The sequence below is a fragment of the Sphingomonas pollutisoli genome (assembly GCF_029167165.1).
Lineage (GTDB): Bacteria > Pseudomonadota > Alphaproteobacteria > Sphingomonadales > Sphingomonadaceae > Sphingomonas > Sphingomonas pollutisoli.
In genome coordinates this window covers 39,041-55,039 of sequence record NZ_JARFNJ010000016.1, presented here as the reverse complement: position 1 = coordinate 55,039, position 15,999 = coordinate 39,041, and the positions used below count along the sequence as shown (strand labels likewise).

The window sequence follows — 15,999 nt, the reverse complement described above, 5'->3', positions numbered from 1 at the left end:
GTGTAGGTTTGTGATAATTGAAAGCCCCCCAACAAGATACCGTTATCGATTTCCAATCGTGTTCATTTGCCGTAACGTGCCACAATGTCGTGTATTTGGTTAAGATTGAAGGCGACATCCCAAGACCACTCGCCAAACCCACCGCTCGAATTTACCGCTTGAACCCACTCATCCAAGGCCTCTCGTTTGGCCTTATTCTGCTCGCTATCCGTTCCCTTGATCTCCAAGGCGAGCGTCTTTCCATTCGCCAGCCGGACGATGAAATCGGGAATGTATCGGCGGCGGGATCCCTGCCAGAGATAGTGTATCTGAAAACCAAGGTGATCGTTCTTGGCATAGGCAATTACGTCGTCGCGGCTTTCAAATACGTTTGCGGCATACTGCTCCCAAGCGGAGTCCCCTACGACATGGCTGATGTGTGACTTGCCAGTCGGCATGTTTGGCTTGGTCGTGTACCACGCGCGCATCTGGCCGGTGCTGCCAATGGGGTTCTCTTCATCGAATACCGGCGTCAACGCCGTGGTGTTCTGCTCGGTCACGAACCGGAGCACGTGCCGCACGATCAGGTCGATATTGAGCGCGATCAAAATGCGGCGGCGAACCGCATCGCTATGGAATAGCGACGGGATATCGATCTTGTCAGAGCGTAGGAAGGTTTCGACCAGCCGAATAAGCTGGAAGACGAGGTACTCCTCGTTGCCCTGGAAGTTAGTCTTGAGCTCGGCAAACGCCTTGCGCGCCGCCACGAATGTCAGCCGCTGAACACGGAACTCCTCCGGCAGAAGTGACAAATCGATGGCCGTTACCTTGCTCATGTCGGCTGCCCCGCCGAGCGCGGGAGCGATCTCGGCGCTAATGACGGTGGCAACCGGATCGAGCATCAACGGCTCGACCTTGGCCCAATCGACGGTGAGTTCCGGTTTCACGACGGACTCGATGCGAAGCACGTTCGGCCAACGCAGTTCCAAAGAAGCCCGGTCGGGCACCACGTCAATCTGAGTGCTGGGCTTGGGCGGCGGCGGGGCTTCCCCGCCCTCTCCCGGCTCGTAGATCGAAAGCGGCACGCCGAACACGTTCACATATTCAGGAAGGAACAGCCCGTCATCGTCCTTGTCATAACCGACACGCCGTAGGCCGCGGCCGATGACCTGTTCGCACAGCAGCTGTGATGTAAAGGCGCGCAGGCCCATGATGTGGGTGACATTCTTCGCGTCCCACCCCTCGGACAGCATGGCTACCGAAATGACCTTCTGGAGATTTTGGCCAGCACCGCCGCGCTTGCCGACATTATCAACGATCTCCCGCAGCAATTCTTCTTTCTTCATTCCCCGAAGCTGCTCCTTCCGTGTCTCCGGGATGGCAGCTTCGTCGATCACTTGCTCTAGCCGGGCCTCGTAGCCCTTGTCGGCCCCGGCAGTTTCCCCGACCTCGGCCTTCTCCATGACGCGGGAGTCCACCCGCAAGGTCTTGCCAGGGGCCTGAAGCTCCGGCCAGTGGCAATCGCCCTGATTGAAGAATTGCTCGATGCGCGCAGCCGTTTCGGTCCGGTTGCACACAGTGAGCATGACGGGCGGGGAATGGTGCTTGCTGTCCGCCCACTGCTTGGCTGTCGCGCGCCAGTCGGCACCAAGGATCGTATAGGCGTCCTTGACCAGCTTCGGCAGCGCCTCATGAGGTTCGGCCTTACGGTTCAGATCCTCTGCGACCGCCGGATCGCGATAGATGTGGTAGAGCTTGGAGCGCAACGTCTTGGCATCGGGCATAGCATCGTCCCGCACCACGACACGCGGCGTTTTCACCAGCCCCGCTTCAATCGCATCGTTAAGGCCAAAGTCGGAAACGATCCAATCGAATAGCGCGGTGTCGGTGCTGGCCTTGCCGGTCGGCGCGAAGGGCGTGGCGGACAGGTCGAAGCACCGCTGAATGCGGCGGGTCTTGTGCAGGCGGTCCAGCCCCTCGATCCAGCGAGTGGCCTCGTCAAGATCGATCCCGGCCTCTTCCGCCTGCTTCTTGCTGATCTTCACCTCAGCTGGCTTGCGATAGGCGTGGTGTGCCTCGTCATTGATGACGACGATATCCTTGAAGGCAGCGAGTTTGCCCAGGACGCGGCGGGTAAATGCCTCGTCGGTCTCTGCGCCCTTCTTGACGACCGAGCGTTTGGGTTCGGTGGCTGGCATTAGCGTGTGCCAGTTTTCGATCAGGACTTCGGCCTGATTCAGCTTTTGGCGCAGCGCTTCGGACGGGCACAGATTGAACTCGTCGTAGTAGCTGCCGGCGCTGGGGATCAGCACTTGGAGTCGCCCCTTCACCGTTAGGCCCGGGGCGACGATGAAGATGGCCCGGCTGAAATCCTTGTTCCGCTTCGGGTAGGTTAGCGCGTTCAGCACCTGCCACGTGATGATCATGGCCATCACCGTGGTCTTGCCCGCGCCCGTCGCCATCTTGTTGCACAGGCGCTGCCATGCCCCACCATCGCCGGGGACGTAGATGCCCTGCTTGTATTCCTCCGCGCCTTCGAGCCACCAAATCAGCGTTTCGATGGCCTCTAGCTGACAGAAGTAGAACGGGTATTCCCGCGCCGTGTTGTCATGCCAGTGTTCGAGCAAGCGGCGGGTGACGATGGTCACGCCGGGGTAGCCAGCCTCGCGCCATTGATCGACGCGGCCACGGATCGTCTCGACCAGTTCCAGCTTCTCGGTTCGCCGGGTGTTGTTCCGGGCGTCGAACACCTCGTAGCTGGCGGGGCGGCGCTCCGGAATGATTTCCAGCGTGCCATCCTGCTTTGGTGCCCAATGCTGCTGCGGGCACACGAATGGCGTATTGATGATGAGCGACTTGGGCTTGGTCACCGCCGTCACTCCAGGTTCATGATCTTGATCGACTCGATGCCCCTGTCATCGACGATCTTGACCGCGACCCGGCGATGGTCCCCAGCTTCGAACGGCAGGGAAACGGTGCCGTGGAATTGCTCCAGCAAGTCCTCGTCCAGTTCGGCGCGGATTGTCTTTTTCAAGCGGTTCCAACCATCTTTCGCGCCGGCCATCGGGAAGAAGACCTGGTGCGGCATCAGGCTGCGCCCGTCATAGTCCGTGTCCAGCGACCACATGGCGATCTTGGACTTGCCACCCGAAACCAGCGTGCCTTCGCGGGGATCGAAATAGTCGAAGCCATGGACCTCGATCTGCCAGTTATCGCCCACCTGCTTCAGTTCCACCTCAGGCTGGCCCATCAGCCAGAAGGACTGGTTGGACGACCGCGCCTTCTTCAGATCCTCGGTCAATAGATCGGTATTCATCTGGGCTTTGAGCAGGGTGACGCCGGGCCAGTTGAGTTCGTCGATATCCTTCGCCGCCTCCGGGTCGAAGGTGAAGGCGCAGAAGACTACGAACTTGGGCTTGGGCACCAAGGTCTGCGCGTCCTCGATGGCGCGCTCTACCTGTTTCTGTTCAAGCGCAGCGTGTTCCGGGCCGAAGCTGACGACAACACGCTCCCCGCTATCCAGCGTGCCGGACGCATGGAGATGCTTGACGCCGGGGATGGCCTCAAGGTCGGTGAACTTCAGCATGGCCCCACCCTTGGCGCGGATACCGGTGCGGATCAGTTCATCGCGCCATTGTGTCTGGCGAGAGGTTTCGCCGGAGCGTGCAACAGTTGCATCCGCTTCGGTCGGCGTCCCTGATTCATCCAGCGAAAGCACCGTGGGAGCGGGCACCGCTTCGACCGAAAATGGGCCGGTTATGCGCAGGCGAGATTTGTCAATCTCAGGCTTGTCATACAACGTTTCTTGTTCGGCATGGTCCTTGACGCACTGGTCCATCGCCGCCTGCATCGCCAAACGTGCAGCATGAAAATCCGCAAATGGCTGCGCCGCGCTTTCCGGCCAACTGGCAGGCCATTCGAACGGCACCTCCCATTCTTCCAGTTTTTGGCCCTCGGAGAAGCTGATGAGCTTCCCTTTACGATAGCCCTGCTCGGGTTTGAATGGAACAGAAGAACTGTCTTGCAATGCTGCGTTCAAGGCACGGAGCGCGGCTTCAATCACCGGTTGCTTTGTATCATAGGTCGTATCCACGTCCGGGTTCGTGACAATAGATTTGAGCATGATGTGCGGGATCGACTTGTACGCAAAGCCGCCCCGGATACCTTCGTGCGGGTAACGTAATGCGTAGTAATCAAAACTTGCGGTCATGAACCGCTGCTTTGCCAGCGTAACCGCGACACGACTGGTATCGCATGTGATCCAACGGCGCCCCCACTTCTCAGCGACAAGGGCAGTGGTCCCCGAACCGCATGTTGGGTCGAGCACCAAGTCGCCCGGGTCGGTCGTCATCAAAAGGCATCGTTCCACTACTTTTTGAACGGTTTGCACGACGTAGAGCTTGTCGGCCATGAAACTGGCACCGACGTCCGTCCAGTTATTGGAAATTGGAAAAACTGGAAAATCATCAAGGTAGCGAACGTACCCAACGCGGGTACCCGTTCCCTCAATGCGTCGCGCCTTTCGCAGGCGCTCCATGCCTTCCTCGTTCGTCTTCCATCGGACCTGCATGGAAGGTCGGTATTCCTCGCCCTGGAGGCTGACCGGAAACCATGATGCGGCACCTTCGCCTTTCTCTCTTCCGGCTCCTTGGCTGGTAAGATTGTCGAGGCTGTAAATCCTAGACTGAGGATCATCGACTGCGGGCTTTCCGTCGATCTTGGCGGAAATGCTCATCCCCCCCTTCGTGGGATGATTGATCCGGTTGTAGTTAGTGCCTCCGGTCTCGCCCGCCTCCTTTTCGACATAGATTGGACGAAACTTAAGATTGCCTCCCGCCACATCCTTGCCATACCAGACGATGTAATCGGCGACATTCGACAGATTGTCATTCGTAGAACTCGACGTTTTTACGAATGTTATCACAGATACGAAGTTGCTCCGCCCCAATACGTCGTCCAATACTTCGCGAACATGATGAAGGTTCTCGTCGCCAATCTGCACGAAGACGCTGCCGCTTTCATGCAGCAATTCTTTGGCCAGCAGCAGTCGATCTCGCAGATAGGTCAGGTACGAGTGGATACCCAGTTCCCACGTATCCCGGAAAGCCTTGATCATCTCCGGCTCTTGCGTGAGGTCCGCGTCGGCTCCGTCCTTCACGTCGCGCTTGTTGGTGAACGGCTGGAAGTTCGACCCGTATTTGATGCCGTAGGGCGGATCGATGTAAACCATCTGCACCTTGCCAGCCATCGACTCCTTGTGCAGCAGCGAGTTCATGACCAGCAGGCTGTCACCGGCGATCAGCCGGTTCGACCACCCCTTTTCGTGGTGGTAGAAATCGAGCGCTTGCCGCAACGGCAGGTTCTCGAACGCGGCGGCGAACAGGTCTGCCTGTCGCCATGCCTCGCCCGCCTTCTCGCCCTTCAGCCGTTTGCGCGCATTGGCAAGTATCGTCGCCGGGTCCACCCGTTCATGCACATGCAGCGACACGGTATCGACGGCGAAGCTCGTACCCTCGGCCTTGCCCGCCCAATTGAGGTAAGGCTCCTGAAGCCGCTTCAGTTCCACCAGCGCATCGCGCATCGCATCGGCATCGCCTGACGCCAGCGCATCGTCGATCAGCTTCTCCACCGCCCCGCGCTGGCTGTCGAACATCAGTTCCGGATCAAGGTGGGGATCGTATTTCCAGACTGTCTTGGGCTGATCCGGATCGTTGTCCGGGTGGACCATGCCAACCTCGGGATTGTTCACCCGCGTTTCGGTATGGCGATAGCTCAGGACCTGCGCTGGCCCCGCCTTGCGCGCCACCTTCTTCGTGCTGCTCGCCGGCTTGGGGGCTGAAGGGGTGGCAGGCTCCTGCGCGGTCAGCGAGAAGCCGTCCCCATCTCGATCGTCAATCTCGTCCTCGTCGTCGAGCCCCACCAGAAAAACTGACCCGCCACGGCCGCGACCTTTGCCCAGCATGCCTTCCGCGATCAGCCCGTCTCGAATGCGCTGATAGGTTTCATCACTTAGGTCAGGTACTGACTCGCGCATTGCTGCAGCCAAAGCCAAATTGCCGACTGCGGACCCATCGTCTGGGACAATGGACAATAGAAGTTCGCGAAGAGAGGCGGTCATTTGATTTTTCCAAGTCAGTGAACTGCACGTGCAGATCGAAATTCGCTCATTTTCCTCGCTGGATTATTCAAAGCATAGCGCTGTTGTCGATGGATCCGTCATGCTTCCCCCCAATATCCCAACCAAATCGAATAGAACCAAATGGATAGATAGCGCCTTCGGCAATCCCATAAAGTGCAATCTCGCCTTTTTGTCACATCAGATCTGGACGCGCGTTGCATCAAGATGCCGAAATGCTCGATCGCGGCAGGTGAGCAGGATCACCTGCATACGCTGGGAGGCTTCCTCCAGGATCTCGGTCATCAGATCGAGCCGGCCGTCGTCGGAATAGACCAGTGGGTCGTCGAGGATCAGCGAAACCGGCATGCCCTGCTCCAGCAGCATGTCGGCAAAGGCGAGGCGGGTGAGGACCGCCAGCTGCTCCTGCGTCCCCTTTGAGAGCGTACCGCAGGCTTCATTCAAGCCGGAGCGCGTGACCGAGGCTAGACCGAGTTCTTCATCGAAGCTGAGGTCGGCGCCGGGAAACAGGCGCTCGACATGAACGCGAGCGCGCTGGGCCACTGGGCCAACGAAGGTTCGAGATGCCTCGGCGCGCGCCTCGTCCAGCACATCCTTGAGCATTTTGACCGTGGCTGCCTCTTCGTCGAGCCGAGCCAGTGCCTGGGTTGCGGCATCGGCTTCTTCGGCTGCAGCTGCGGCCAGGCTCGCCAGACCTTTGCCACCCTCGCTCTCAATGATCGCCTCAAGGCGGGCGATATCCTTTTCGAGATCGCCCCGACGGGTTTGACCAGCCCTTGCCCGGCTATCGATCATTTCGATTTTGCGGTTGATTGCCTGCACATCATGTGCGGTGGCGTCGCGCTTCGCTTCGGCCAGCTTGACAGCGGCCTGGGCAACATCCTCCCGGGCTTTGGCGATGGCGTCGGCAAGCCCGGCAAAAGCGGGCTTGCCTTCGAGCTGAGCGATGCGATCCGATGCATGGGTCTGATCGCGCTCCGCGCCCGCCTGCGCGGCGGCAAGCGGGCGGTCCCTGTCCTCTATTTCTCGCAGGTCCTGAACGGCTTGGTCGTGCAGGGTTTCAGCGCGCACTACGACCGTTTCCGCCTCTTCCAGGCGTCGAGTGAGCTGATCGGTCGAGATCTCGTCTTCATCGGCCGCCGGTGATTCCGCTGGAACACCTGCCACGAACAGCTTGAGCGCATCGGGGCCTGCCGCAAGATTCAACAGCGATTGCGCCGACGTTAGGCCGGTGATCTTGGTTTCGAGCAGTTGGACGGTCCCCTGCGCATCGCGCGCGGTATCGTTTCGCGTCCGCGCCGCAGCGAGGTCGGCCACATCCCATTCGGCCAGTTCCAGTTCCTGTCGCTCGAGCAATTCGGCGAGGCGGGCTGTTGCGCTGGCTGCCGTTGCCGGCGGACGGATGACCAGGACGCCCCCGCCCAGGGCAATCTGCGTCTCACCGGTCAAGGTGCGCGGGCTATTTGGTGTCAGGGGCTCGCCGCCTATGGTGATGCCCGTAGCGTCGCCCGCAAGCTCGATAGTGGTAGCGCCGGCATTGACGGCGGCCCGCGCTTCCGCGACAGCACGATCATTGGCCTCCAGGCGAGCGAACGCCTCAGCTGGAATGACCTGTGCGGCCTGATTGCGGGCATTGGCCAGTTGCTTTTCGAGATCGAGGAGTTCGGTGTGCCGCTGGCGTGCATCGGTGATCGCCGCGTGGCGCTGCCGCCTAGCGAGACGTGCATCCCCTTCCACAAGCGCCTGACGGGCTGTGGCGCGATCATCTCGCGCCTTGTCGAGCGCTGCCTTCGCCTCAACCACCTTCGTGCGTCCCGCTTCCAGCTGATCTGCAAGCTGCTCCCGATCGGCGGTGATTGCGGTCAAAGATTCGCCAGCGGCCGTCAGCGCTTCCTTCGCCGCCTCATGCTGCGATTGCAGATCGTCGAGACGATCGAGGTTTGCAGAGAAATTCTCATGCTCGGCTTTGCGAGTCTCCAGGATCTGCGCAGCAGCCCTGGCGATCTCCAGAGACTGAACAAGACCGGCGCGCTGTTCTTGCTCGGTCTCGTCCGCCAGCTCCCGCTCGATAACTTTCAGTCGGCCGCGCGCGGTTTCCAGCTCGCCGAAGCTCTTTTCGAGCGCATCGAGCCGCGTGGTCGCGTCTGCAGCGGTTTGCCGCGCCTGCTGGTCACGATCCCGCGCGGCTTGCCAGCGTCCCTTCGACTGCGCCTTGCCAGTCGGCGTCCAGTAAATGTCATACTGCTCATCGATCCGCTTTCGGACGCGCTCATAGGCAGCGCCGCCGACGATCGTCCCGACCTCTGCCTCCAGCGTCGCCTGGATGCTGCTGCGCACGATGCTGCCGGGCGCCGTCACTTCGAGCGCCTGCGCCTGCGGAACCCAAAGCAGACCGAGCGCGCCATAGGTGGTCGGGTCGCCACGCTGGCTACTATCCTTGACGAACCCTAGAAGCGCTTGCAGCCGATTTTCAGCGTCCTCGCCCTGCGCCCGGCCCTGCGGCCCCGTGACTTCGACTTGGGGGCCTTTGAGAAAGCGCTTGGCGATTTTCCAGCTGTCGGTGCCAATATCGAAACTGACTTCGATTTCTGGCGCGACCGCCTCGCCATAAGGCGCAAAACTTTGGGCGAGTTGATTCTTCGTGGCATGGCGGACGAAGAAAGCCGCCCGCAGGGCCTCAAGGATCGTGGATTTCCCACTCTCGTTGGGCTCGATGATGATGTTGAGCCCCTCGCCCAGCCCTTCGATCGTCAGAGGCTCGCGGAACTTGCGGAAATTGTTGAGGCTGATCCGCCGCAGTTGGAGGCTCATGCTTGGCTCCCCCGATGATATTCGACAAAGAGCCGCTCCATCGCGCGCCGCGCCAATATGGCTTCAGTCCCGCCGGCTGCGATTGTCTCGGTGAGTTTCTCAGCCGCTATGCCGAGCAATCCCTCGACCTTGAGATCCGCCAAGTCCTGCTCGCCCGGCCGGCCGACAAGATCGGCCGCCCGGACATCCAGGAAGCGAAGGCGATGCCGGAGGTCATCTTCGAGCCGCGAAAGGATCTCGACGCGGTCGGCGAGGCCCGTAATGCCCGCCAGCGAAAGGCGCAGCAGCGTTGCCGCAGGATCGATAGCCGAGAGCAGCACGTCGCATTCCGCCGAGAAGGCGGCAGTGTCCTGCAAGGCCCAATCCCTGAGCAGCCATTGGAATCGGCCGGTGCGCACGGGTTCCACCTTTGGCTCCACTCCCGGCGCAAGCTCGATCATCAGGGCATGGCCGGGTTCATCGCGTTGAAAACCGTCGGTTTCGGGGGTTCCGGCATACCAGGTGCGCGGATCGACCTTGAGTGTGCCATGCCAATCGCCGAGTGCCAGATAGTCGAGATTGGACCGCTTCGCGCGATCCGGCGCGATCTGGTTCTTGGTCTCGCCGCGCGCCGTGAAATCGCGAATGGAACCATGTGCAAGGCCGATCCGCAGCTTCGCGCCTGGCGTTTCCATGCTGTCGAAAAGTTCGGTCGGATCATCGAGATGGTGCCGATGAAGGAGCGGCGCAGGAAGCAACCAAACCCCGGCCTCCATCTCCTGCGCGACGGGCTCGGTGAGCAGGATGATATTGTCCGACGCTTTGCCACGGACACGGTCCCACAAACCGCCGTTGCGGGCATAGTCGTGATTGCCCGGGAGCAGCCACCAGCGGCAGGGATAGCGCTGCATACGCGAGACTGCCTGGACGATGACCCTATCTTCGGGACCCTCGGTATCGAAGATGTCGCCTGCGACAATCACATGTTCCACCTGGTTGGCGGCAGCGACCTCGCCGATCCGGTCGATGGCGTCGAAGCGCGCTTCGCCAAGCGCCGCGCGCACCTCGGGCTCGAACCGGCCGAAGGGTTTGCCGAGCTGCCAGTCAGCGGTGTGGAGGAAACGCATGGATCAAGATCCCGTACTGAGAGGCGCAGAAAACGGTGGAAGGGCACAGAGCGTGTTGACGAGCCGCATCTGCTCGATGCTGCTGCAGTTGGCCTCGCGCAGGCGGTCGCTGCCAAAAACGAGCGCAAGCGCTTTGGCGCGTGAAACCGCGACATTGATGCGGTTGAGCGAGAAGAGAAACTCCATGCCGCGGGCGGTCTCGTCGGCCGAGGAAGCCGTCATGGAGACCAGGCATATAGGGGCTTCCTGGCCCTGGAACTTGTCGACCGTGCCGACGCGGATGCTGCTCGGCAGCCCTGCCCGCAGCGCGTTGACCTGTGCATTATAGGGGGCGACGACGATGATGTCGCCGGGGCCGATAGGGCGCGTGGCGCCGTTCTTGTCGGTCCAGCTCCCTTGCAGGAGATTCTCGATTGCCGCGCTGATCGCCGCAACTTCCTCAGCGGCGATCTGGGCATTACCGTCATGAGCAACCGAAACCCAATATGCGCCGGCCGTGGGCCAGGCCGTTCCGGTAACGCTCTGGCGCTCGGTATCGCTATGGCTGGCTAGCCGCCCCTCATAGACCTGGTCTGAAATGAAGTCACAAACCGCGGGATGCATCCGCCGGGTCTCGGCGAGGAATATGCCCCGATCGGGCGGGACGGTGGCATGCTCGCCCAGCATCCATTCCAGGCATGACAGGTTGGCCGGCGCAGGATGCGCGCCCTGGATGACCTGAGGCAGCTGACGCGGATCGCCGACCAGCACGATATTGCGCGCGGCACGACCCATGGCGACCATGTTGGCGAGGCCCACTTGCCCCGCCTCATCGACAAACAACCAATCGAAGCCCTGCACATTCTCATCGCGCGCGAAGAAGAAGGCCGTGCCGCCGACCACATTGGCGCGGGCGAGGATCAGGTCATCATTGGCCGTGGCGCGGTGAACGGGACAATCGCTGGCATAGCCATCATCGCCTCCGGAAACCTTGTGGGCAAACGACACGGGAAAGGTGCCACCTTCTTCCTCGCTAGCACGCAGGCAGCCGAGCAGGACATTGCGGATCGCTTCATGGCTGTTCGAGGCGACGGCGACCCGATGTCCCGCTTTAACCAGCGCCAGGATCACCCGGGCCGTGACGTGCGTCTTGCCCGTTCCCGGCGGTCCCTGGATCGGGAGCAACGTCTGGTCCATGGCGTGCGCCGCGGCAATGGTGCCCGCCACCGGTTCCCCGCCGGAGAGGATATCGCCGTCGATGCCGTTCAGGCGCGGGGCGGTGCCCGACAGCAGATCATCGACGGCAGACAAGCGCCGCGGCCCGCATTGATCCTCGATGACGTCGCGCACCGCTGCGGCCAACACCTTGGTATCGAGCGGCCAATCCGGATGCAGGGTCAGCCGATCGGTGAGGAGTTCAGCCCTTGCCACGCCGACCTTCAAGGTGATCGTGCACGCATCGCGATCCAGCGCCTCAATCGCAACGGTTGACGGCGGTCCGTCAATCCCGGGCACAGTGGCCTTGCCGCCTTCGCGCAATTTGGTTTCCTGAGACGGAAAGCGATAGGTGCGCATCACCGAGCGCTTGATGGGTTCGATCCCGGATATCGCCTCGAGTCCCGCCAAGGCGTCGAGATCATCGACAAGCTCTTCCTCATCGCGCGCCGCGCTGTCGAAAACCGTCCACTGAGCAGGCTTGGCTTCACGCTTGTGGAACAGCCCCAGATTGAACAGCAATTCCTGACGCTCTGGAGTCAGAGAGGATGCGGCCAAGCGATCGCGCAGCGCCGTCGTTTCCTCGTCCTCGACCACCTCCTGCTCGGCCGCGTCTTGTGCAAGCACGGGCCAGGGACCATCGGGCCGGATGCCCACTAGCCAATCGCGCAGAAGCTCGGTCGACTGGCAGTCAACCCGATTATAGTCCTCGATTTCGTCGAGGATTTGTTGATCGCCCGTCTCGCGCCAATTTTCATAAGCAACGACCGACCCGCCCGCCGTCTTGACCTCGCCCTCGCGCTTCAAGCCATAAAAGGCCTCCAGCGCCTTAATGGAGTAGCTCGGTTCGGAAGCAATGAGCGCGCCGCGCACGACCGCATAGAGGTCAACAAAGCGCCGTTCGCGCATGAGCCGGTCGAGAAAGGCCTCGCCGATACCATAGCGTGTGGTGAGACGCCGCAGCGCGGTGATCTCATAGGGCGCATAATGATAGATGCGGGCCTCCGGATAAGCCGTGAGGCGATCACGAAAAAACGCAAGCAGCCGTTCGAGCGCTTGCGCTTCGGCAGCATGGTCATGAGCCCAGAAGGCATGGAAACTATCATCGGCCCACACGCCGTGCAGATATTCAAGGCCTCCCTCATAATGGGGGTCGCCCTCGATATCATAGAAGAGATCGCCCGCCTGCGGCCGAGGGAGCAGGTCAAAGCCTTTGCCTGGCTGCGCCGGACGCAACTCGAAGGCGGGTTCGCCGCTTTTGCGCGCGTGCTGCAGTCTGGCCTGGCCGACAAGCTTCTCCGCCGTCGCACTCGCAACGCCGCGCACCGGGCCGTCATGCCGAGCCAGCGCGGCCATGTTTTCGATACCGGACGCCTCCAACTTCTTCACTTGGCCGCGGGTAATATTGGCGACCTGGAACAGACTGTCCTGGCTGGTGAGGACAGCGTCGCAATGGTCGGCCCATCGGCACAGCGAACAATCCGCGCAGGGGATCGGCCGCGTTGGCTCAGGGGAAGCAACAAAGGCCTCGAGCTTAGCCCGCGCACCGCGCGCATAATGGGCATAGTCGGCCAACCTCAGCGTCGCGCGCGTCCCATTGCCGAGCTGCACATGCGCGTGCTCCGGCAGCACGCCCTGGATCTCCGCCAAAAGGTCGGAATAGAGCACGAGCTGCAGCACATGCTTGGGATGGGCTTTGCGCTTGAGCTTGGTGTCGGTCACTTCGTAGCTGAACGGCCCCAGCAATGATGGTCGCTCGACTCGCTCGAGAAAATCGGACCACCCACCCCAACGCTCGGCGAGAAAAGCCCCTTGAAAGATGATCTGCGAGCCTTGCGCCAGGGCCGCTCGCGTCTCGTCCGCGTTCTGCGCAAGATCGCCACGCGCAATCTCGACTACCCCGTTGCCCGCGTCTTTCAGCTTCTCCAAATGGGCGGCCTCATGGGCATCGCCTTGTTTCTGAAGCAGCGCGGCATCCTCGGAATCTTCCCGGGGAGTGAGCGGCTCGCCGCGCATATAGGCAAGGTCGAGCGCTGTCGCATGCGCGCAGCCGACGAACCGCATCAGGTCGGTCGCTGAAAACAGGATGGTGTTCCCGATCGTCCTCACTTGGCCCCCTTGATTGCCCAACGCCACCCACGAGGGAATCACCTCGACAGGCGCTACCCTGTTCCTTAGCATGCAAGGGTGTCAATCTCTGACATGGACGTATAATGACTTTCGCCAAGGCCAACGATCTTCTGCGCCTCGCCCAACTCGCCGCCTCGCGGCGTTTGGGCATCAGCCTTGAGGAAATCTCTCAGGAATTTGGCATTTCGCACCGAACGGCGCAGCGCATGACCAGCGCGCTGGAGGATAATTTCGCGAATGTCGTTGTCGTGGAGGATGACGATCGCCGCCGGCGCTGGCGCATCCAAAGTCCCATCCCCGAGCGGCTGCAACCGCGCCAGGAAAACACCATCGAGGCTCTGGAAATCGCCGCCCGCGCGGCCCGCGATGAGAACCGGCTTCGCCACGCCCGCGCGCTGGAAGATCTAAGAGACAGCCTGATCACGCGCCTCTCCCCGCGCGACGCGCTGCGCTCGGAAGCCGATGCGGAGGCGGTGCTATCGGCTTTGGGCCAAGTGGCGCGGCCAGGCCCAAAGGTCGCGATGAGACCTGAGGTCACCGACGTTCTGATCGAGGCGCTGCGCGGACCGTTCAAGATGCGCATTGTCTATGGCGACACCGATGCAGAAACCCGGACGGTCGAGCCGCATGGGCTCTTGCTGGGATTGCGCAGCTATCTCGTTGCACGCCAGGCTGATCGAGGCGAGAATCTCCGCCATTTTCGCCTGGACCGCATTCACAGCGCCGAATGTCTCGATGAGAGTTTTCCCATCCAGTCCGGCTTTTCCTTGAACGATCATGCGGCGCAGGCCTTCGGCGCCTATCAGGACCCCGCCCAATATGGTGAGGTCGTCTGGCGTTTTCTTCCCGAAGCAGCTCCGCGCGCGGCGGAATTCCAGTTCCATCCCAACCAATCAGCCGAATATCGGGACGACGGCAGTCTGATTGTCCGCTTCAAGGCCGCAGGCTGGCTCGAAATGGCCTGGCATCTCTATCAATGGGGCGACAAGGTAGAAGTGCTGGAGCCGGCAGGACTGCGGGCGTTGGTCGAGGGTCATGCGCGTCCGGACTTCCCGGCCCTGCCCTGATTGATCGATTTGTGTCGCCCTCGGTGGCGGAGGGTTTCAGTTGAGTTCGGCGAGGAAGCTGGTCGCCGTTAATTGTGCGTGATCGCTCAAAGGCGGGCGAAGCGTGAAGGCACTCGGCGCACGGGCGAAATTCCACAGCCGCATGAGGCACCATTCCTCGCGCCTCGTATCGGCGACTGCCAGCTCATTGCGAGAGATATGAAAGGGCGTGCGTTCCCATCCGTTAGTGGTCTTGACCTCGATCAGCTTCTCGCGCCCGTCCGTTTCAAAGCTCCGGATATCAAAGCCAAAACCATCGCCATCCTGCACAGATGTCCAGCGGACTTTGTCCGCGAGATCGTCGCGGCCCGCGGCATATAAATGACGGCGCTCGTGATGCAGCACGCATTCTTCACCCGCCTTGCCAAGCGCCCGGTTGCGCGCATCGCGCTCGGCGACATCATATTTGCGGCCGATCGCGGCCATGAACGCTGGATCGATCGGCGACGGTTCGTTGCGCACCGTGGGCGGTGGCCCGATCCGCAATGACCCGCGCGCATCTGGTGCGTCCAGAGCGGCTTCCGTGAGCATATCGGGAGCCAGCCATTCGGGCCGCGCCTCCAACCACCGCAGGACGCCATCGACCAGCGCATTCTGGAAATTCGCGGCCGGCTTGTAGCCCTCGATCCAGGGCTGACCAAGGCCGAGCAAGACCGCACTGATATTCTGATGCTTGAACTCGATCGAGCCCTTGCTGCGGTCGATCACCGCCTGGAGGGCGCGGTTCCGAGCCGCCTTGTTGATGGGCTGGCCAGCCAGCTCGTCGGTGAGCATGGCGAAATAGTCGGCGACGATGTGATCAATTTCCTGATCGGACCAGACTTCCGCCACAGCCTATTCCACCACCGGGTAGTTCGGCATTGGCCATTCATGCCCGGCATTGTCCATCATGAGATCGATGAAGATCGGCAGCAAGCAGCCGAGCAGCGCGGCGCCATCCCTGACCTGGGCGCGATTGACGTCGCTGTTCCATGTCGAGCCACCATGCACCAGTTGATTGCGCAGCACATAAAGCCGGTCGAACAGGATCGAGAGTATCTTCGCCGTGTCATGATCGCGCAGTGCGGCGCCTATAGCTATCCGCGACCGCTCGAGCCTGTCAGCCCAGTCGGCATAGCCGGGCGAGCCATTGTGATGCTGCCAAAAGGGATGGAAGACATAGCGGTTTGCGAGCAGCACCCGGATTTCCTGAGGGAAGCGTTGCCAGACCATGTCGTAGATCCGGTGTTTGCCATCAAAGCTCACCAGCGTCGTGAAAAACGTCTGGAATAAGCCCCGTTCGCCCTCAGCGGCGCTTGAAGCGCGCGAAGCTTCGACGTCGCCGGCATAGGCAGCGTTGAAGCCGATCCAGAGCAGGATGAAACGCACATCCTCATCGCTCTCCTCGGCTTCGGCACGGCGCAGCCACGACAGCGCGCGATGCACCCTGAGCGTCAGCGGCTCCGGAAAATCGCCACGCAGCTCGCGCTGCTTGGCCTTCAAGGCTTCATGATGCAGCGGGCTGCCGGGCGGATAGCGATAGGCCATGACCAACATC

Annotated in this window: 8 protein-coding genes; 1 reads left to right on the top strand and 7 read right to left on the bottom strand. The window is 61.2% G+C overall.

Annotated features, from left to right (window positions below; all coding sequences use genetic code 11):
- Nucleotides 1–62: 62 nt before the first annotated feature.
- From PX554_RS23310 to PX554_RS23290, 5 genes are all read right to left on the bottom strand, one after another.
- Nucleotides 63–2,849 carry a BPTD_3080 family restriction endonuclease gene (locus PX554_RS23310; protein WP_140043496.1) on the bottom strand — a complete coding sequence of 929 codons (2,787 nt, stop codon included), beginning with the start codon at nucleotides 2,847–2,849 and terminating at the stop codon, nucleotides 63–65.
- 5 nt (nucleotides 2,850–2,854) lie between these two features.
- Nucleotides 2,855–6,097, bottom strand: coding sequence for a site-specific DNA-methyltransferase (locus PX554_RS23305; protein WP_031294254.1), 3,243 nt, complete (start codon nucleotides 6,095–6,097; stop codon nucleotides 2,855–2,857).
- A 198-nt stretch (nucleotides 6,098–6,295) separates the two neighbouring features.
- Nucleotides 6,296–8,926, bottom strand: a complete 2,631-nt coding sequence (locus PX554_RS23300; protein ID WP_275504698.1) for an AAA family ATPase — start codon at nucleotides 8,924–8,926, stop codon at nucleotides 6,296–6,298.
- Nucleotides 8,923–10,032 (bottom strand): metallophosphoesterase family protein, encoded by a 1,110-nt coding sequence (locus PX554_RS23295; protein WP_021316583.1) that lies wholly within the window; start codon nucleotides 10,030–10,032, stop codon nucleotides 8,923–8,925. Before PX554_RS23295 ends, PX554_RS23300 begins: the two co-directional genes overlap by 4 nt.
- Before the next feature lie 3 nt (nucleotides 10,033–10,035).
- Nucleotides 10,036–13,335 (bottom strand): TM0106 family RecB-like putative nuclease, encoded by a 3,300-nt coding sequence (locus tag PX554_RS23290; protein WP_275504697.1) that lies wholly within the window; start codon nucleotides 13,333–13,335, stop codon nucleotides 10,036–10,038.
- Nucleotides 13,336–13,439: 104 nt separating this feature from the next.
- Between PX554_RS23290 and PX554_RS23285 the strand changes: the two genes are divergently transcribed.
- Nucleotides 13,440–14,423, top strand: a complete 984-nt coding sequence (locus tag PX554_RS23285; RefSeq protein WP_021316581.1) for a helix-turn-helix transcriptional regulator — start codon at nucleotides 13,440–13,442, stop codon at nucleotides 14,421–14,423.
- A gap of 36 nt (nucleotides 14,424–14,459) precedes the next feature.
- Here the strand turns inward: PX554_RS23285 and PX554_RS23280 are convergent, their stop codons facing one another.
- Nucleotides 14,460–15,293 (bottom strand): protein NO VEIN domain-containing protein, encoded by an 834-nt coding sequence (locus PX554_RS23280; RefSeq protein WP_021316580.1) that lies wholly within the window; start codon nucleotides 15,291–15,293, stop codon nucleotides 14,460–14,462.
- A gap of 3 nt (nucleotides 15,294–15,296) precedes the next feature.
- Nucleotides 15,297–15,989, bottom strand: a complete 693-nt coding sequence (locus PX554_RS23275) for a HEPN domain-containing protein (RefSeq protein WP_031294252.1) — start codon at nucleotides 15,987–15,989, stop codon at nucleotides 15,297–15,299.
- Nucleotides 15,990–15,999: the final 10 nt, after the last annotated feature.

Excerpts from the sequence above, each read along its gene's own strand:
- PX554_RS23305 (WP_031294254.1), bottom strand. The coding sequence starts at position 6,097 with ATGACCGCCTCTCTTCGCGAACTTCTATTGTCCATTGTCCCAGACGAT.
- PX554_RS23300 (WP_275504698.1), bottom strand. The coding sequence starts at position 8,926 with ATGAGCCTCCAACTGCGGCGGATCAGCCTCAACAATTTCCGCAAGTTC.
- PX554_RS23295 (WP_021316583.1), bottom strand. The coding sequence starts at position 10,032 with ATGCGTTTCCTCCACACCGCTGACTGGCAGCTCGGCAAACCCTTCGGC.
- PX554_RS23285 (WP_021316581.1), top strand. The coding sequence starts at position 13,440 with ATGACTTTCGCCAAGGCCAACGATCTTCTGCGCCTCGCCCAACTCGCC.
- PX554_RS23275 (WP_031294252.1), bottom strand. The coding sequence starts at position 15,989 with ATGGCCTATCGCTATCCGCCCGGCAGCCCGCTGCATCATGAAGCCTTG.